The sequence below is a fragment of the Acinetobacter sp. AHP123 genome (assembly GCF_023757925.1).
GTDB lineage: Bacteria > Pseudomonadota > Gammaproteobacteria > Pseudomonadales > Moraxellaceae > Acinetobacter > Acinetobacter oleivorans.
This window is the reverse complement of record NZ_CP092454.1, coordinates 2,206,125-2,224,448: the sequence shown is the minus strand read 5'-3', so window position 1 is coordinate 2,224,448 and position 18,324 is coordinate 2,206,125. Positions and strand designations below refer to the sequence as shown.

Here is an 18,324-nt window from a genome sequence, read left to right as displayed (position 1 = left end):
CGGCTTCGCATTAGATTATCACTTTTTTGTATCCTCTTGCGTACATGTATTTTTTGGCAACAATTTCCACTAGCCTTCCATTAAAAAAAGGCATAGCATGCTGTGCATCTGTGTCCCGTATTTGCCAGTAAAAGTTAAGGTCATCCGTGAAATTTTTTCTATCTCTTTTTACCCTATTCAGTCTTTTCTGCACCACCCTAACCAATGCTGCGCTACTCAATATTGCACCTGAAAGTGTTGAAGCCGCTGCATGGACTATTGTAGATACTCAATCGGGTCAAATCATTGCCGAGCATAATAGCCACGTGCAACGCGCGCCAGCATCTTTAACCAAAATGATGGTTGCCTATATTGCTTTAAAAGAGATTAAAGCCGGAAAGCTGAAAAAAGAAGAAATCATTACTGCAACACCAGTGGTTGGTGTCGTGCAGTGGGATGAATCACAAATGTATCTTAAAGCTGGTGAACAAATTTCTGTTGATCAGTTATTAGCAGGTTTAATTGTTATGTCTGCGAATGATGCAGCCGTGACCTTAGCTGAAAAAATTTCTGGTGATGTTCCCCATTTTGTACAACGTATGAATCAGGAAGCTCAGGCTTTGGGTATGAAAGATACCCATTTTAGTAACCCTCCTGGAATTACGATGCCGGATCATTACACTACGGCACATGATTTAAGCTTATTAGGTCAAGCCGTAATTAAAGAAACGCCTGAATATTTGCATTATTCAAAAATGCCAAGCTTTAGCTACAATCAACGTTTTCACCATGCGACTAACCTTGCTTTGAAATATGACCCATCTGTTGATGGTCTAAAAACTGGCTACACTAAAGCAGCGGGCTATAATTTGGCACTCACAGCTTCACGTCCTTCATTTTCATCAGACTTAGCTCAAAGACGTTTATTGGTCATTGTTTTAGGTACACCGAGTGCGGTGAAACGTGCTGAGATTGCAGATAAATTAATGAATCTTGCTTATACCTATACACGTGATGAAGTCATTATTCCTGAGGAAAAATTAATTGCCGAGCTGCCTGTTGTAAAGTCGACTTTAAAGATGTTTAAGGTAGCGACAAAGCAGCCTACGATTGTAACGACCTCTTTATATGCTGACCCAGCACCAATTGACCTAAATAATTTTGATAATATCACTCAGCGCGTTCAAGTACTTGATAGCAACCTGCAACCAAAAGTTATCGCTCCGCTTGAAACAACTCAAACACGTGTAAACATTGAACTCAATGAAAAACAATTAACCGCGCCGTTAATGAAAGTAATGAGCTTAGCAACAGTATCGATTTATCAAAATAATCAACTGATCCGTAGTCTTCAAATCGAAGATAACGTACATATTGAAGAAGCCAATATTTTCCAAAAAATTGCTATGTGGTTTTCTAGCCTCTTCTCAATTTTTTCATCAAGTGAACATAGTGCTGCAAAACTCTACCCTGTAGATTCGCACTAAAAACATCAAATTGTGCACAGATGCACAATAAATTTTATAAGTAAAAGATGGCATAATTTAGCCATCTTTTTTTATAGAAAAATAATTAGGTGAAAAAAATGGCCCAAAATTTACATCATATTGTAATTGTTGGTGGTGGTGCTGGTGGCTTAGAACTGGCAACACAACTCGGTGAAACTTTTGGGAAAAATCGTAAAGCAAAGATTACATTGGTTGACCGAAACCTCACCCATATTTGGAAACCTTTGCTTCATGAAATTGCTGCTGGCTCTTTAAATCCACACGAAGAACAAACTAACTATTTTGCACATTCAGAAAAACATCATTATGAATTTGTGCTAGGAACATTAATTGGAGTCAATAAAGATAAAAAATTAATTGAACTAATGCCCCCTCAAGTGTCTAAGGATCAACAGAATCATTCGCAAGAGCTCAGTTATGACACCCTTATTTTAGCGCTTGGTTCAGTATCAAATGACTTTAATACCACAGGTGTGCGTGAAAACTGTCATTTCCTCGACAGCAGAAAGCAAGCCGATGTTTTCCAGCAAGATTTATTACATCTTTATATTGAAGCTCAAAATCAACCTAATCAACGAACTTTAAATATTGGAATCGTTGGTGCGGGGGCAACAGGTGTAGAGCTTGCAGCCGAGTTAATTGAAACAACCAAAAACTTTTATCGATATGGCTTAAAGAAGATTCACCCCAACCAAGTCAAAATTACACTCATTGAAGCCTCTGAGCGCATTTTACCTGCTCTGACGGATAAAACTGCTGAACACAGTGCCGAGCAACTCAGAAAAATGGGCGTTGAAATTTTAACTCAACACCGCGTTGAAAAAATTGATAAGCATTGCATCTACTTTAGTAATGGCAACCAACTCAAAAGTGATATTACCGTTTGGGCAGCAGGCGTAAAAGCACCTAAGGTATTAGAAAGTTTTACAGACTTTAAACGCGATAACATTAACCGCTTAATGGTCTATGCAACGTTGCAAACCTACTCTGACCCAAATGTATTTGCGTTTGGTGATTGTGCCCATTGCCAACTTGATGCACGAAACCCTCCTCTTGGACCACGTGCTCAAGTTGCCAGCCAACAAGCAAGCTTTTTAGTTGATGCTATGGCTGCCAGACTTAATGGCCGTTCACAGCCAATGTTCACGTTTAACGACAAGGGCTCCCTCGTGTCTTTAAGTCGTAATAAAGCCGTTGGAGAATTACTTGGCGATGTAAGTGTGCAAGGTTATATTGCAAAAACCATGTACGTATCTTTGTATCGTTTACATCAAGCAACGATTCATGGATACACTCAAGCTGGACTACTCACAATGAAAGATTTACTTACAAGACGTGTACGTCCAAAAATTAAGCTGTATTAAGTTGAATTTTTTAAGTTCGTCCCTATTTATATAAAAACGCATTAGAAAAAGTGCCAAAGATTAAGATTTTGTAGTCTACAAAATTTATTTTTCACTTTATGATGTACGCTTTAATTGATTGAATGGATCAAAAACATGACTGCTATTGCAAATAACCACGTGGTTTCATTCCACTACAAATTAACAAACGCTGAGGGTGAAACACTTGATCAATCTCAAGGCGAACCACTTGCCTATTTGCACGGTGCAGGCAATATCATTCCTGGTCTTGAAAATGCATTAGAAGGTAAAACTGTTGGTGACAAATTTACTGTTAATGTACCAGCAGCTGAAGGTTATGGCGAATACAACCCAGACCTAGTACAAGAAGTTCCAGCTCAAATGTTCCAAGGTGTTGAAAACATTCAACCTGGTATGCAATTCCAAGCTCAAACAGATGACGGCGTTCAGATCGTAACTGTTAAAGCTGTTGAAGGCGACAACGTTGTTGTTGATGCTAACTTCCCACTTGCTGGTCAAGATTTAACTTTTGAAGTTGAAATCGTTGAAATCCGTGAAGCTTCTGAAGAAGAATTAGATCACGGTCACGTACACGGTGCAGGTGGTCATCACCACTAATTCATCTTTAGATGAAGATAAGAGCAAAGCTTCGGCTTTGCTTTTTTTATGTATTTATTTTTATATAATATCTTGATAATAAACCTCTAACTCACTCAACTTTATAAGGGTATCTTTCATGTCAAACGTAAATCAGCTGATTTGGTTTCGTCAGGATTTGAGAGTTCGAGACCATGCTGCTTTATGGCATGCTTGCCAGCAAGGACCTTCAATTGGGTTAATTATTTTGTCGCCTGAACAATGGAAAATACATCACGATGCACCTATAAAAATTAATTTCTATTTACATCAGCTTCAACAACTTAAAAAAGAATTAGAACAGCTTAATATTCCACTGATCATTCAAGTCATTCCCTACTGGAAAGATATTGAAGATTATATTTGCCAACTCACGCATCAACTTCATATCGAAAATGTTTACTCAAATATAGAAGTAGGTGTGAATGAGTTAAAAAGAGATAAAACTGTACAGCAGGCTTTAAATCAACAAGGTAAAGAACTTTTTTTATTTCATGACCGTACGATTTTTCCTTTACGTTCCATTCGCAATCAGTCACAGCAACCCTATCAAGTTTTCAGCGCATTCAAAAAAGCATGTTATTCAAAACTAGATATCAGCGGTTTGCCTCAGTGCTATCCAATTCCTGAAAAGCAAAAAGCCAAACCAGAGTCTGATTCAAATATAAAAAGTTTAAGTCTAGAAGATTTAGAAGCTTTTTTTGACTCATCTATTTCTAAAGACCAACAAAACTTATGGCCGACTGGAGAAGATTTTGCTTTGGAGCAGCTCGACATATTTATTGAAGATCATTTATCTGATTATAAATTAGAACGTGACTTTCCAAATGTAAAAGGAACTAGCCAACTTTCCCCCTATTTAAATCTTGGAATTTTGTCTATTCGTCAATGTTTACAAGCCCTTTTCCGAACTGAACATGGCAACTTCCATATTGCAAACGAAGGTCAGCAGACTTGGTTAGATGAACTACTTTGGCGAGAATTTTATCAGCATATTTTATTTGATTTTCCACATGTGTCTAAACATATTCCGTTTAAAAAAGATACTCAGAAAATTAAGTGGAATCATAATCCAGAGCACCTAACCGCATGGCAAACTGGCCAAACAGGTATACCGATTATTGATGCGGGCATGCGTCAACTTCTAAAAACGGGCTGGATGCATAATCGAGTCCGCATGATTACCGCTATGTTTTTATGTAAAAACCTACTCATCGATTGGCGAATCGGTGAACAATGGTTTATGGAACACTTAATTGATGGTGATTTAGCAGCGAATAATGGTGGTTGGCAATGGTGTGCATCAACTGGAACTGATGCAGTACCCTATTTCCGAATTTTTAACCCTATTGCTCAATCTAAGAAATTTGATCCAAACGGAGACTATATTCGTCAATGGGTGGATGAGTTAGCCCATCTAGACAATAAAGTGATTCATGAACCCTATTCAACTAAAACTCCGCTTCAGTTGAATTATCCAAAGCCAATTGTTGATTTGAAAGAAACTCGCCTGAAAGCAATTGAAACATACAAGAGTATTTAGATAAGAATTACGTCTTATCTGTTTATTTTTGATTAAAAAATAATAACAATATTTGACTAAATGGTGACTTTGATCTACAAATAAACATAATAGATACTTAAAAAGGCCATAAACAACAATAACTTCGCAATGTCTCACGTTTAGTAATAAAAGTATAAAAAAATTAACATTACAAGAAGGTAGCCATAGCTCGCATGCAACAGCAACAGAAGAACCCTGGAAGAACACTCGTCTTATGGATTATCGCAGCTCATCTATTTATGGGGATGGTAGCATATGAGTGGCTGCCTGTAAGTTTTAGAGGAAGCTGGATTTTTATTCTTATTCTTTTAATTTCTGGGGCTTTTTTAGAAGTTGGCGCATCTTTAATTGTTGGTTTACTCGCTTTCATAGGTGTTGCAGTATATTTTCTACTCGACCTAGGGGCACAAACACATATTGAACGTCAGCTCCTTTTACTTTTTATTATTCCTCTCATTCCTCTTTTTCTTAGTGCTGTACGCCATAATATTGAAATTAACGTCCAAAAATATCGTGATATACAAAGTTATGATCGAAATTATCGCCGTGATATTTTCCCGCTTAGCGCACTTAAGTATTTTCAACGTAGTTTCTTCAAACTTCTTGATCATCACCACATACAAGATTATGAAGTCTTTGAAATCAGGATTCTCAACCGAAGCTTAATTAAAGAAATGTTAGGCGATGATGTATGGAAAACCACTCAAAATGAAATGATTAAAATTTTGAGCCAGCATCACCCGCAAGAAATTGTTTTCCAGTTTGCTGATGATGATCTAGAAACGATATACAGTATTGTTATTCGTAAACAAAAAACAGAAGAAGAACCTGAATTTATTAAAAAGCTAAGAGAAATTATGACTTTGCGACTTGAAGTCGAATATAAAGTTATTCAGATTCCACCTGAAGAGGAGATTACTTAATGTCTAATCTTCTTAATATTTGTGGAATTATTATCGCCTCTAGTCAATATCCAGATGGCACTTTGCAGCAGTTCTATCGTCAATATTATCATTGTGAAATTAAATCTGAACAAACAAAAACTGAAGTTCAAAGTATTAATGACCTTTCCATGTTTTTCCCATCACAGGACACATGGTGGCCTATTTTTACAATTGACCAAATCAGTTCAGACAGTTTTCAAGGGCTTATTCATAAAGGAATAAAGCCAGGCATCATATTACCGGATGAAGTTTTTAGCTTTTCTCACTATTTCTTATTAGAAGAAGCAGTCAGCCAAGGTGCTATTCCGATTGTACTTTTTAAATCTGAACAACCTCAATATTTTGCCGCCAAAGCTACATTTTCAACTGCAATTGGTTTACGGCCTATGGCTGCTTTTGTTTCAACAGGTTGGGATGAAAACTTAATTTCCCAGACGGCTGGCAGCTATATTGTTCAGTTTAATCCAAAGGAACTTCCGCTACCCTCCAGAGAGATTAAACAAAAGCAGCACTTATTTTATTCAGCCAAAAATTTTAATGGTCATGTTTCTGGTTATGAAATTATTATTAATCCTCCTGCCGATCTACCGACCACAAATATTCGATATCCTCAACTCGGCATTTCATGGAAATTTAATAATATTAAATACATAAGTACGCCTGAACATATAAACACTAGTTTTTTTGGGTATATTTTTATTGGTTTAAGCACAGTCGTAGTTCCACTCGATCTTATTTTAACCACAACCTATCCTGACCTACTTGGTACTTTCGGCAGCTATATTTCTTGGATCTCCTTGGTCGTCGGGGTGATTTTATTGTTATTGCTGATCTCATCTATTATTAGGAGGGTTAAATCAAATGGCTCCCATTGATATTCTCTTCCTATTTGGTTTTTTAGGCATCTGGATTCCTCAAGCATTTTGGGCATGGCTAAGTTATCAGGCTTGGAAATACTCAAAAACAGCAGAAAAAGAATTGCAGAACTTACCCGTACCCGATAGATGGCCCGTTTTGAGTGTTTTGATTCCTGCCTATAATGAAGGCGTAGTGATTGAAGATACTTTACATGCAATCGCGCAGCAGGATTATCCAGCCGAAGCATATGAAGTTTTGCTGATTAATGATGGTTCTAAAGATAACACCCTAGAAATCGCCGAAAATCTAGCGCAGATTTATCCTTGCATAAAAATTGTCAACGTTCCTAAAGGAATGGGAGGCAAAGGTAAATCTAGAACACTGAATAATGGCCTCCCCCATGCCAAAGGTGAACTCATTGTTGTTTATGACGCAGACAGTACGCCTGAACCAGACTGCGTAAGGTTATTAGCTCAAACGCTACTTGCAGATAAAAAATTAGTGGCTGTAAATGGCAAAGTAAGAACCCGTAATTGGCAAGATAGTATTCTGACTCGATTTATTGCCATTGAATTCATCTTTTTCCAATGGATTTTTCAGGGCGGTCGTTGGCAACGTTTTGAGCTATCGACATTGATGGGTACCAACTATGTCATTTGGCGTGATGCTTTAGAAACCTTAGGTGGTTTTGATGAGAAATCATTGGTCGATGATACTGAAATGAGCTTCCGTATTTTTATCGGTCAAAAACGAATTAAATGGGTTCCCTACGCAATTGGTTGGCAACAAGATCCGCCATCTTTGAGTGTATTTGTTAAACAGCGCTCACGTTGGACTCAGGGTAACTTTTATGTGACTCGTAAATATTTACCAGTAGCGTTAAGAACCCCTTTTCCTATTGGAATTGAAATTCTAAATAACATTATGTGCTACATACTTTTCGTACCCGCTTTATTCTGGAGTCATATCACCTTGACGCTTGGGTTACTGGGTATCGCAGGCATTTCAGTTCCTGGTCCCTTCACATTACTGTGGGGCCTCTCGTTTTGCCTATATGTCGCACAAATGTGGTTTACCCTTTCACTCGAAAAAGTTAAACCAGAACTCTATTTTTACTCTGTTTTATCTTATGTAAGTTACTCACAAATATTTCTATTTATTGTTTTTAAAGCCGCATATGACATGCTTAAAAATAAAATACAGGGCAACTCCCTTCAATGGTACAAAACGGAACGTAGCAAGGAGAAAAAATAAATGAAAAAGACTTTTGATCTCTACAAAACAGCTCAAGTGCTCCTTGCCAGCACCAGTCTTATGCTCGCCATGTCTGCTCATGCGTACATATGGAAACTCGATGATATTAGTACTTCAACTAAATATACGGTCGAGCCTCATTTTTTCTATATTGGAAAAGGTGCCCAGTGGCAAAACATTCAATTTTCAAGTGATTATTCCACTGAAAGTGATACAACTTTACTCGTAAAATATGATGATAAACTCATTTATAACACTACGCTGAGTGGTGATGGTCAATTCAAATTTGATATACCAGCAAGTCAGAGTGGCTTTCATCGTTTAGATTTTATTATTCAACAGTATGCTAAACCGACTACGCTGAATCAAACCAAAGAAACATTCTGTACAGAAGATATTGATCACTTAACTTATTTAAGCAATTCCCAACTCGACTTTACGCCTATCCGTAATATATACCGTTTAAAAGACTTACCAGATGCTCTAGCTAATCCACAAGCGAGACGACCTACTCCGTTTGTTGGTATTTTAAAATATAACCGTAAAGAGATTATAGAAGCTTCTATGCTCGCTAGATTAGCAAGTTCATGGACTTCAATCACACCAATTGAATGGGTTGATTCAGGACAAACTAATTTAAATGATGAAACAAATTTCATTATTGAAGTGATTCGCTCAGCTACGCCACTCAAAGGGGGTGCTTTAGTACAAATTGCAAAACCAGCAGATGGAGTGGCTACTCTTTCAATTACTTATCACACACCACAAGAACTCACTGCTGCCATAAATGGACTAATCAATACCTCGTATGTAGAGCAACTTGATACAGGAAGTGCAATTTTCCCCACAACGATCTCCACTCCAACTTGGGCACAATTTAAAAAAATCAATACACTTGCCGATTTAGGCATTGAGGACTTCAGATTAAATCACGCTGAAAAGAACTTATTCCTTGATTTCCCAGCAGTATGGCAACCAACCGATATCTTGCAAGGACAAATTGCACTACGTATTCAAAGTGGTTTATTGCAAGGTTCAAACATTACGGCTTGGATTGATGGCGGACTCGCAGGCAGTATGAAAACAGCCGACCTTGCTTCCGATCCCGTTAACCGACAATTCAACATTTTTGCCAAAGCTATTTCTAATACCACCAATTTTAATTTAAAGCTTGAAAACTCGGTGATTGCAAACTCTCAGTGTTTACCCACTGCACATGGTTCGCTCTGGATTGATACAGCTAAATCTACCCTAAAGCTACCCCATAAACTCAAAAATGGTGTAGCCGCAATTTCAATGACTTTAGCAACGACTCCGACTATTGCAATTGATGATCAATCTGGTGCGTTAAATATCGCGATTGTATTAGGCCAAACTGCGAAAAAAATGCTTTTAACACAAGGACCAATGCCACTTAACCTAGTCCGTTATTCGCCAAGTGCTCCACAAGCAATAAATGTTCGTGTGAATAAAGATATTTATCAACAACAAGTACTAATGCATCAAGATATTATTTATGCACCTGCTGCCCAAAATGGTTTTATTGTGAGTTATAACAATAATCGCTTTGACGTGATTACCGACTCACAAGGCGGTGCACAAGCTTTCATGCACCTTTGGGAAAAAATACAACATAAAATTCCAAATAACGTGACAAAAATGCTCGTTTCAGAAAATGGAAATATTTATGTTTTACAAAAACTTATTGTCGGAAATCAAAAAGCACCTTTAGTTCAACAATCTTCTTTCTTCTTATTAGTTGTGATTATCTCCGCAATCATGATAATAATTATCTTCTTGTGGTACTGGTTAAGACGAAATAATGAAAAAACAGATACCAATTAAAATAGCTGCTTTTATTATTTTAATTATTTGTAGTGTTATAGCTTATGCGGGGTTGTTCAAACATCAAGGACAAGCCCCGCATATTGAAGGAATTTTCTGGCAGCCCGACAATAACACTACTCCACCAGAGGGAAACTGGCACTATTTAGGTGTTGATACATTTGTTCCCCAATGGTCTGTTGTTGAGTCTAAATCATGGTGGAAAGAATCAAATTTTCCTCAATGGGAAAAAGCAATTAATTTAGAAAAAATTAAACAAGAGCCTTGGGCTAAAAATCTAATATTGGGTTTAGCCGGCGAATATAATGAACCTAAAGCTCGGGCAAATGTCACTGAGTTAGGGGAAAAATCTGCTGAAATTATAAAAGAGCAAAAAACTGCACCTAAAGGTTATTATTTCCCAGTGGAAGCAGATCCGACTTGGTTAAGAGTAAGTGCTTTAGGTCAGGTTTTAACTAAACTTCCAGTACCAGTTTGGGTGAGTATTTATAGTGGTGAAACCGAACCCGAACATTACGATTTATGGGTTAAAAGCTGGTTACCAGAACATAACGGCGTTTTCTTCCAAGACGGAGTTGGCGTAGGTGTACGTTCCCCTCAGCAAGCTAAACATATTTTAGATCAACTTGAACAAAAGCTTGGAAAAGATAAAGTAATTATAGTGCTAGAAGCCTTTAGAGTTAAAAAGAATGGGCAATTTAGAGCTGCATATCCTTGGGAAATTATTTCTCAGCTAAAAGCATATGAAGGAAAAACTGTCTATATTTTTGATGGTCCTCATTACATGAGCCGCTGGTGCGTCAATATAGTGAGTTTATGGTATCGCCTCACTTATGGGGATGTTAATAAAGCCATAAGTGAGAAGAAATACTTAAATCATCATTATGCCAATTCATAAGATTTAGCAATTTGATCGAGAATACGTTGAGCTGCTTGCCCGTCACCAAATGGGTTTTCTACGTGCGCCATTTTTTCATAGTGCTGTTGGTCGGTGAGTAACTTTTCAGCTTCTTCAATAATTTTTTGTTGATTCGTTCCCACCAAAACGCCTGCTCCGACTTCAACAACTTCAGGTCGTTCTGTAGTATCTCGTAAGATTAAAACGGGCTTATTAAATGATGGACTCTCTTCTTGCAACCCACCTGAGTCCGTCAAAATAAAAGTAGATCGGTCTATAACTGCCAATAAACTAGGGTAGTCTAATGGTTTAACTAGATGGATTTGCGGATGGTCTTTAAACTTATCATGAACCACATCATGTACTGCTGGGTTTAAATGGACTGGCCAAATAAAATGTAAATCAGGATGGGCTTGAGCTAAGTGCTCAACGGCATTACAAATATTTTGAATTCCCCCGCCAAAGTTTTCACGACGATGCGCAGTAATAAGCACAACTTTATCATCTTGCTTTAATTGAATTCCATAAGGTTCAAGCTGGTTCTTCAAATCAGATTTTTCAGAAATTAATTTACGTCCTAAATACACCGCATCAACAACGGTATTGCCTGTAACTGTAATGAGTTCTAGTGGAATTTGTTCATTGAGTAAATTTCTTTTTGATTGTTCTGTCGGAGCAAAATGCCATTTGGTAATACGTGACACTAACTGACGATTTCCCTCTTCTGGAAAAGGATGATCTAAATCATAAGAACGTAAACCAGCTTCGACATGTGCCACAGGAACTTTCATTGAAAATGCGACTAAGCCAGCTGCTAAAACAGTTGTTGTATCTCCCTGAATAACAATTGCATCTCTTTTTTGCCCATCAGTGTATACATTCTCGATTTGGCTCAAACCGTGTATTAGTAGCTGATTTAAACTTTGTCCAGCATTCATAATTTTAAGACGATGGTCAATTTCAACCCTAAAGAAATCTATTGCATCTCTTACCAATTCATCGTGTTGTCCAGTAAAAATTACCTCAACTTGAAAGCGAGGATCTTGCTTTGCCAATAAAACAACAGGGGCAAGTTTGATTAATTCAGGACGAGTTCCAAATACAATAGATATAAAAATTTTCTTCATTTTAGAAATCCTTATAAAAGACGAGTTCCACTCGGGTATTGTTGTAATGATCTTTTGTATTTACTGGCACATCTTTAAAGTAATTGCCATATAGTCGTTCAACACGTAGTTTTATTGGTTGATAATTAAAAGGCTGCCATGAAATGCCGGGGCCATATTCAAATAAATTATTGTAATACTCATCTTTACTGTCAGCTAAGCCATGCAATTTCATATAAGCCTGTACAGTTCCATTCTCGCCTTTATAGATATTCAAGCCCGTACGTAAGCGTAAATCACCAATAACGTTATAATCTTCTCTAGAATACGTTGCTGCATTACCATATAAATCAGTGAAGTAATCATTAAAGCAAAGTGAATGATTACAATTATTTTGAGAATACCACTCTTGATAACCTGTCACCCCACCGACAACACTTTCACGAAATTTATCTCTATTTCGATCAATCAGATCGTAACTTCCCCCCACTTCTAAATACATTCGTACAGGTATAGATATCCAAGGTTGATAATTAGCGCCAACACCTAGCGTTACTGCATTTTCGTCAATAATTTCAGGTCGTACCCCGCCCTGAGATTGGGTATCACGGTTTAGGTTTAAAAAGCCATACACTTGTGCTCGACCATTATCAAGATTCTTACCATAGCGAGCTTTAAGTGGAAAAATCACATCGTCGTAACGTGACTCATATGAAGGTGCAAAATACACATCACGGAAATAAGTTTTGACTTCCCCTCCACTTAAATTCTTTACGGCCTGTGTCGCTTTATTGGCAATATCGGCATCTTTAGATTGCGTAAGCTCCTTAAAAACTACCAAAGCTTCTTTATTATTTTTTTGAGAGTTAAGTAAATAGGCTTCTTGAAGTTTTAAATTATCGTCTGCTGGGTCTAATGCCTCTGCTTTTCTTAAACTTTGCAAAGCTGCTTCTTGTTTGCCTATTCTAATCTGCAAATAAGTTAAACTTTTCCATACTTTAATATCTTGAGGTGTCATTTCACCGAGCTCTAATAATAACTTCTCGGCATTTTCAGTTTGAGTCTTCTCAATTTTATAAAATTGGTCCCATTTATCATAAATCGGATTACCTGGTTTATATTCTTGATTCACAATCTCTTGGGCAAATGTAGTCTCCATGCTTAAGAGGCCTAAAGCTGGACAGATCGAACCAATAACGAGGAAGGAACGGGTTAGAGATTTTATTGTTTTGTTATTCATTGAGACCTCTAGAGTAAAGTGGATAGAATGTTTGCGTAGAAGTAAGATCAAAATTTAATCAAAAAATATTATAATTAAACTCATACATCACACTATTTGGTAAGTAGGTTAGATTCCATAAGTTGTTCATTTTATCTCCTTTTATATTATGTTTTAAAAAGTAGTTATCTGATTGTTTTTCCTATAATGACACATTTTTTAATCGTATTATTGTAAATAATCTTATAGGATAAGATAAAAATTTATAACTAAAAAAGGTAAAGTCATGTCCTTTTCCCAACATCCAGAACATCATTTTATTCACCGCTCAGGTTGGTTAAGGGCAGCCGTTTTAGGCGCTAATGACGGAATTATTTCTGTTACTAGTCTAATCATGGGAATGGCTGCAAGTGGAGCCACTGCTCATACGCTTCTTATTACCTGTATTGCTGGTTTAATTTCTGGCGCAACCTCTATGGCAGCCGGAGAGTATATTTCTGTAAAATCACAAGAAGATATTGAAAAAGCAGACTTAAAATTTGAGGCACAAGAACTCAAAAAGCATCCGCAACGTGAATTGGATGAGCTTACCCAAATTTATATAGCCAGAGGCTTAGCACCAGATTTAGCTCGACAAGTTGCGACTGAACTTACAAATCATGATGCCTTAGGTGCTCACGCACGTGATGAAATTGGTATTCATGAAAATACAGCAGCAAATCCTGTTCAAGCCGCATTAGCTTCAGCTGGCTCATTTTCATTTGGGGCATTATTTCCTATGCTCGCTATTCTACTCAGTCCTGAGATATGGGTCGAAAAAACAGTTCTAATATTTGGCATTATTTCATTAGCTTTTTTAGGGGCACTATCAAGTCATTTCGCAGGTACTTCTAAGCTGAAAGGAAGTTTACGCATTACCTTGTGGGGAATTTTAGCGATGGCTTTTTCAAGCTGGATCGGATCTTTGTTTCATGTTACTCCACTTTAAAAAACCAGAACTTTTAAATATTTAAGAAATAAATATTTAAAAACTAAATGCCCAATATTATTTGCTCTTGGTTCTGATTTCACGTTATGGTGAAGAGAAAGAAATGAGGTGAATAAAATGACCCTGTTACAACAACTTGAAATTAAACATCCTATTTTTCTTGCCCCTATGGCGGGTGTGTCTACCCCTGAACTTGCCGCAGAAGTTTCTAATCAAGGGGGTCTTGGGTCATTAGGGCTCGGAGCAAATACGGCACAAAGTGCTCGAGAACAAATTTTAAAAACCCAAACACTTACAGAAAAATCATTTCAGGTTAATTTTTTCTGCCATCAGCCCGAACAACTTAATCCTCAAACCTCAGCACAATGGATTGAATATTTACGACCACATTTTGAAAAGTTCGGAGAACAGCCTCCTCAAAACTTAAACTGTATTTATCCAAGTTTTCTTGATAACGATGATTTTCTAAATGTCGTATTAGAAACTAAACCTAAAGCGGTCAGTTTTCATTTTGGCATTCCCCATCCCCATCAAATTCAGGCATTAAAAGATGCCGGAATTATCACTATGGTTTCAGCTACCAATTTAGTTGAAGCACAAGCCATTGAAGCGGCTGGTATAGATATTATTATTGCTCAAGGGATTGAAGCAGGCGGACACCGAGGAATCTTTAATAAGACTTTTGATGCAGCAATTAAAACAAGTGATTTAGTACATCTGATTGTCAAACATTGCAAACGGCCTGTGGTAGCAGCAGGCGGTATTATGAACGGTGCACAAGCACGACATATGTTGAGCTTGGGAGCTACAGCTGTTCAACTCGGAACTGCTTTTGTTCAATGTCCATCTTCAAATGCATCTGTCCAATATCGTAAAGCTTTATTTAATGAGTCTGTGACGCAAATTAGTGCCAGTCTTTCTGGACGTCCGGCCCGTGGATTGCTCAACCATTGGCACACACAAATTGATTTACCTAATCGCCCTCCTCAACCCGAATATCCATATACCTATGATTTGGCTAAGCAACTCAATGCAATTGCAAGCAAAAATAAAGACTATGGCTTCGGTGCTTTTTGGGCGGGTAGTAATGTCTCACAAATACGTGAATTAGCTGCTGCCGATTTAGTTAATCAGTTAGTGGTAGAAATGCTAGAAGATGAGTAAATTTAAAAAAGCCAGTAAACATTTACTGGCTTTTTCTTTTAATGAGTTTCTAATAAGTTAACCTGTTCAACTTGCACATCACTCATCAAATTGCCTTCAGCTAATAACTGATTAAAATAGTTTTCGACCACTAATGCTTGTTCAGCAGTACTTTCAACTTTATACATATTTTGGCGGAATTCGTTACTTGAGCGTAATCCCTTTGTGTACCAAGCAATATGTTTACGGGCAATACGACATCCTGAATATTCACCATAAAATTGATAAAGTTCTGATAAATGCCCAAGTAGCACATGCTTTACCTCTTCAATATTAGGTGCGGCTAAGTGCTCTCCAGTTTTTAAATAATGAGCAATTTCACGGAAAATCCATGGTCGACCTTGAGCGGCACGACCAATCATGATTGCATCAGCACCTGTATAATCGAGCACATATTTTGCCTTTTCAGGACTATCAATATCACCGTTTGCAATAAGTGGAATATTGATTAACTCTTTGACATGTTTGATTAAATCATAACGTGCTGTATTTAAATACATGTCTTCACGGGTGCGACCATGTAAAGCCAATGCAGCAATTCCTGCCTCTTCTGCTCTTTTTGCAACTCTTAAAATATTTTCTTGACCATTTAAAAAGCCCAAACGGGTTTTTAATGTCACAGGAACATCAACAGCAGTGACCACTGCATCAAGAATTCGTGCCACTAAATCTTCATCTTGTAATAATGCTGAACCAGCAAGTTTGTTACATACTTTTTTGGCTGGACATCCCATATTGATATCAACAATTTGTGCGCCATTTGCCACTTGATAACGTGCAGCTTCTGCTAATTGCTCAGGATCAGAACCTGCAATTTGAGCAGAAATTGGAGCGAGTTCGCCGTCAAAATTTGCACGGTAAAGGCTTTTTTTGCTCATCCGCAAAGTCTTATCGGCAGTCATCATTTCACTGACTGCATGGCCTGCGCCAAAATACTTGCAGAGCGTTCTAAATGGACGGTCAGTGACCCCGGCCATTGGAGCAACGATTAAATTATTTGACAGTTGATAGGGACCAATATACATATATATTCATACAATTGATGATCAACATAGTATACTTCATCCGCTTAATCGGCTCATCTTTTTATGCAGGTGCTTTCCTCGCCATGAACAAACCGTTGTCTTCCCGTTTTTTATTAAAATCATTCGGTATGGTTGCCGTGTGCATGAGTTTAGCTGCTTGTGGTGATAAAGCTTGGTGGTCAAATAATGATGAGCCTGAATTAGAAAGCCAACAGATTAAACGTCTAATCCCATCACGTGTACATGATCGTGAGTCATGGGCTAAAGATATTGACGACATTATGAAAGACTTGGATATTCCTAAAACCAAGAAAAATGTCTGTAGTATTGTGGCTGTAGTAGATCAAGAATCTAACTTTGTTGCCAACCCTCAAGTACCGGGTTTAGGCCAAAAAGCAGTTGAAGAAGTCAGCACACGTTTAAATGAAAAGTTTGAAGATAAGCTTGGCAAAACCATTGGTGGAACAATTGCCGGTTATTTTGAAGAAGTGCTAAGAACTCAGCCTTCTCCCGATAACAACTATATGAGTCAAATGCGTAAAGTTAAAACCGAGAAAGACCTCGACTTACTTTACCGAGAAATTTTCGATTTTATGGCTAAGCATTACCATGTGAGTGCGTTAACAGGTGCGGCCAAATTAGTTGGGCAAGATATTGGCGAGAAAATGAACCCTATTACGACCTTGGGTTCTATGCAAGTTCATATTAACTATGCGAAAGCCAATAAACGCTCAAGCATGAATACTGCTGCACTTCGTGATGACTTATATACTGAATATGGCGGTTTATATTATGGTATTCATCGTTTAATGGTTTATCCAGCAGACTATGATAAAGCCATTTATCGATTTGCAGACTATAACTCAGGTATGTATTCTAGCCGTAATGCTGCTTTTCAAAGCATGTTAAATGACCTAACGGATACTGAAATCAGTCTTGATGGGGATCTGCTTCTTTACACAAAAGATGGTGATCCACGCCCTACTCAAAGCCAGTCAGAAAAAGAACTGATTACTGTATTTGCAAAAAATAATGTATTGGTTACCCCACGACAAATTCGTGATGACCTTAAATTAGAAAAAGAGAAAAAGTTTGAAAGTACTCAAACCTATATTGCTCTGACGAAACTTTATAAAGCAAAGACAGGTAAAGAACCTATCTATGCAATGATGCCACAAGTGGTCATTTCTGGGCCAAAATTAAGTCGTGACTATAATACCAACTGGTATGCAACCCGCGTAAACGGACGATATGAATCATGTATGCAACGAGCGAAACGCATAAGACTATAAAAAGTCTCGCCCTGTTCGATTTTGATGGAACCTTGTGTAGTAAAGATAGTTTTACAGGGTTCATCTTTTATGCTTTGTCTAAGCGCCATATTGTTAAACAAGGTTTGAAAATCCTGCCATGGATTCAAGCCTACTATCTTAACTTTTATCCAGCTCATGCTATGCGTGCCAAGTTATTTCGTAGCATGTTCAAAAATACCCCTGCAATTGAACTGCAAAGATTAGGTGAAGAATATGCACAAGAGTTAGTCTCTTCGCTTTCACCTGAACTTTTCGCACAGTTACAACACCATCAGTTACGTGGTGATCGAGTGGTACTGGTTTCAGCTTCAATTGATGTCTATCTTGCCCCACTTTGCAAACTACTGAATATCGAATTAATTTGTACTGAAACTCAAATTAAAAACGGCATGATGACAGGTTACTACTCCACCCCAGATTGTAGTAGTGAACAAAAGAAGTTAAGAATACATCAGCAATATACGCTCCAGCATTACCATCAAGTTTATGCATATGGTAATAGCTCAGAAGACCTAGATATGCTCAGTCTCGCGACACACCCCTATATGGTGGGTGAAGACCGTGTTTTACCTAGTTTAACGCCAGAAAAAAAGCTCGCATAAAGCGAGCTTTTTTATTTA

Annotated in this window: 16 protein-coding genes; 13 read left to right on the top strand and 3 right to left on the bottom strand. The window is 37.6% G+C overall.

All coding sequences use genetic code 11. From position 1 onward, the window contains the following. The first annotated feature begins 146 nt into the window (after nucleotides 1-146). The 9 genes from MJX77_RS10610 (at nucleotide 147) to MJX77_RS10570 (ending at nucleotide 10,850) form a co-directional block, all read left to right on the top strand. Nucleotides 147-1,466 (top strand): D-alanyl-D-alanine carboxypeptidase PBP6B, encoded by a 1,320-nt coding sequence (locus MJX77_RS10610; RefSeq protein ID WP_252058976.1) that lies wholly within the window; start codon nucleotides 147-149, stop codon nucleotides 1,464-1,466. 98 nt (nucleotides 1,467-1,564) lie between these two features. Then, a complete protein-coding gene (locus MJX77_RS10605) occupies nucleotides 1,565-2,851 on the top strand; it encodes an NAD(P)/FAD-dependent oxidoreductase (protein WP_252058975.1) in 1,287 nt (428 codons plus the stop codon). Nucleotides 2,852-2,986: 135 nt separating this feature from the next. Beyond that, the gene (slyD, locus tag MJX77_RS10600) at nucleotides 2,987-3,469 is read left to right on the top strand and encodes a peptidylprolyl isomerase (RefSeq protein WP_005307390.1); all 483 of its coding nucleotides are present in this window, start codon (nucleotides 2,987-2,989) and stop codon (nucleotides 3,467-3,469) included. A gap of 118 nt (nucleotides 3,470-3,587) precedes the next feature. Continuing rightward, the gene (locus MJX77_RS10595) at nucleotides 3,588-5,030 is read left to right on the top strand and encodes a cryptochrome/photolyase family protein (RefSeq protein ID WP_252058974.1); all 1,443 of its coding nucleotides are present in this window, start codon (nucleotides 3,588-3,590) and stop codon (nucleotides 5,028-5,030) included. Nucleotides 5,031-5,224: 194 nt separating this feature from the next. Next, nucleotides 5,225-5,974, top strand: a complete 750-nt coding sequence (locus MJX77_RS10590; protein WP_151766878.1) for a hypothetical protein — start codon at nucleotides 5,225-5,227, stop codon at nucleotides 5,972-5,974. Next, the gene (locus MJX77_RS10585; RefSeq protein WP_252058973.1) at nucleotides 5,974-6,870 is read left to right on the top strand and encodes a hypothetical protein; all 897 of its coding nucleotides are present in this window, start codon (nucleotides 5,974-5,976) and stop codon (nucleotides 6,868-6,870) included. Before MJX77_RS10590 ends, MJX77_RS10585 begins: the two co-directional genes overlap by 1 nt. Continuing rightward, complete coding sequence (locus tag MJX77_RS10580; protein ID WP_005307402.1) at nucleotides 6,857-8,107, top strand: glycosyltransferase family 2 protein; 1,251 nt, start codon at nucleotides 6,857-6,859, stop codon at nucleotides 8,105-8,107. Before MJX77_RS10585 ends, MJX77_RS10580 begins: the two co-directional genes overlap by 14 nt. Further along, nucleotides 8,108-9,952 (top strand): hypothetical protein, encoded by a 1,845-nt coding sequence (locus tag MJX77_RS10575; protein ID WP_252058971.1) that lies wholly within the window; start codon nucleotides 8,108-8,110, stop codon nucleotides 9,950-9,952. Next, entirely contained in the window at nucleotides 9,930-10,850 is a 921-nt protein-coding gene (locus tag MJX77_RS10570) for an alpha-amylase family protein (RefSeq protein ID WP_252058970.1), read from the top strand. Before MJX77_RS10575 ends, MJX77_RS10570 begins: the two co-directional genes overlap by 23 nt. Here MJX77_RS10570 and wecB read toward each other — a convergent pair. Beyond that, entirely contained in the window at nucleotides 10,835-11,977 is a 1,143-nt protein-coding gene (gene wecB / locus MJX77_RS10565) for a non-hydrolyzing UDP-N-acetylglucosamine 2-epimerase (protein WP_252058968.1), read from the bottom strand. The two genes, MJX77_RS10570 and wecB, sit on opposite strands and share 16 nt — an antisense overlap. A gap of 1 nt (nucleotide 11,978) precedes the next feature. Further along, a complete protein-coding gene (locus tag MJX77_RS10560) occupies nucleotides 11,979-13,196 on the bottom strand; it encodes a tetratricopeptide repeat protein (RefSeq protein WP_252058966.1) in 1,218 nt (405 codons plus the stop codon). A 265-nt stretch (nucleotides 13,197-13,461) separates the two neighbouring features. Between MJX77_RS10560 and MJX77_RS10555 the strand changes: the two genes are divergently transcribed. Then, nucleotides 13,462-14,163 (top strand): VIT1/CCC1 transporter family protein, encoded by a 702-nt coding sequence (locus MJX77_RS10555; protein ID WP_252058964.1) that lies wholly within the window; start codon nucleotides 13,462-13,464, stop codon nucleotides 14,161-14,163. Between the two features lie 117 nt (nucleotides 14,164-14,280). Then, a complete protein-coding gene (locus MJX77_RS10550) occupies nucleotides 14,281-15,327 on the top strand; it encodes an NAD(P)H-dependent flavin oxidoreductase (RefSeq protein WP_252058962.1) in 1,047 nt (348 codons plus the stop codon). Nucleotides 15,328-15,365: 38 nt separating this feature from the next. On the opposite strand, the gene dusB is transcribed toward MJX77_RS10550, so the two are convergent. Continuing rightward, complete coding sequence (gene dusB, locus MJX77_RS10545) at nucleotides 15,366-16,391, bottom strand: tRNA dihydrouridine synthase DusB (protein ID WP_049837228.1); 1,026 nt, start codon at nucleotides 16,389-16,391, stop codon at nucleotides 15,366-15,368. 83 nt (nucleotides 16,392-16,474) lie between these two features. Between dusB and MJX77_RS10540 the strand changes: the two genes are divergently transcribed. Together MJX77_RS10540 and MJX77_RS10535 are read left to right on the top strand one after the other, a co-directional pair. Further along, a complete protein-coding gene (locus MJX77_RS10540) occupies nucleotides 16,475-17,683 on the top strand; it encodes a DUF1615 domain-containing protein (RefSeq protein ID WP_034596550.1) in 1,209 nt (402 codons plus the stop codon). Beyond that, nucleotides 17,650-18,306, top strand: coding sequence for an HAD-IB family hydrolase (locus MJX77_RS10535; RefSeq protein ID WP_013197107.1), 657 nt, complete (start codon nucleotides 17,650-17,652; stop codon nucleotides 18,304-18,306). The genes MJX77_RS10540 and MJX77_RS10535 overlap by 34 nt, the downstream gene beginning before the upstream one ends. Nucleotides 18,307-18,324: the final 18 nt, after the last annotated feature.

Excerpts from the sequence above, each read along its gene's own strand:
- MJX77_RS10550 (WP_252058962.1), top strand. The coding sequence starts at position 14,281 with ATGACCCTGTTACAACAACTTGAAATTAAACATCCTATTTTTCTTGCC.
- MJX77_RS10560 (WP_252058966.1), bottom strand. The coding sequence starts at position 13,196 with ATGAATAACAAAACAATAAAATCTCTAACCCGTTCCTTCCTCGTTATT.
- wecB (WP_252058968.1), bottom strand. The coding sequence starts at position 11,977 with ATGAAGAAAATTTTTATATCTATTGTATTTGGAACTCGTCCTGAATTA.
- MJX77_RS10605 (WP_252058975.1), top strand. The coding sequence starts at position 1,565 with ATGGCCCAAAATTTACATCATATTGTAATTGTTGGTGGTGGTGCTGGT.
- MJX77_RS10595 (WP_252058974.1), top strand. The coding sequence starts at position 3,588 with ATGTCAAACGTAAATCAGCTGATTTGGTTTCGTCAGGATTTGAGAGTT.
- MJX77_RS10590 (WP_151766878.1), top strand. The coding sequence starts at position 5,225 with ATGCAACAGCAACAGAAGAACCCTGGAAGAACACTCGTCTTATGGATT.
- MJX77_RS10570 (WP_252058970.1), top strand. The coding sequence starts at position 9,930 with ATGAAAAAACAGATACCAATTAAAATAGCTGCTTTTATTATTTTAATT.
- MJX77_RS10540 (WP_034596550.1), top strand. The coding sequence starts at position 16,475 with ATGAACAAACCGTTGTCTTCCCGTTTTTTATTAAAATCATTCGGTATG.
- MJX77_RS10580 (WP_005307402.1), top strand. The coding sequence starts at position 6,857 with ATGGCTCCCATTGATATTCTCTTCCTATTTGGTTTTTTAGGCATCTGG.
- slyD (WP_005307390.1), top strand. The coding sequence starts at position 2,987 with ATGACTGCTATTGCAAATAACCACGTGGTTTCATTCCACTACAAATTA.
- dusB (WP_049837228.1), bottom strand. The coding sequence starts at position 16,391 with ATGTATATTGGTCCCTATCAACTGTCAAATAATTTAATCGTTGCTCCA.
- MJX77_RS10575 (WP_252058971.1), top strand. The coding sequence starts at position 8,108 with ATGAAAAAGACTTTTGATCTCTACAAAACAGCTCAAGTGCTCCTTGCC.
- MJX77_RS10585 (WP_252058973.1), top strand. The coding sequence starts at position 5,974 with ATGTCTAATCTTCTTAATATTTGTGGAATTATTATCGCCTCTAGTCAA.
- MJX77_RS10535 (WP_013197107.1), top strand. The coding sequence starts at position 17,650 with ATGTATGCAACGAGCGAAACGCATAAGACTATAAAAAGTCTCGCCCTG.
- MJX77_RS10555 (WP_252058964.1), top strand. The coding sequence starts at position 13,462 with ATGTCCTTTTCCCAACATCCAGAACATCATTTTATTCACCGCTCAGGT.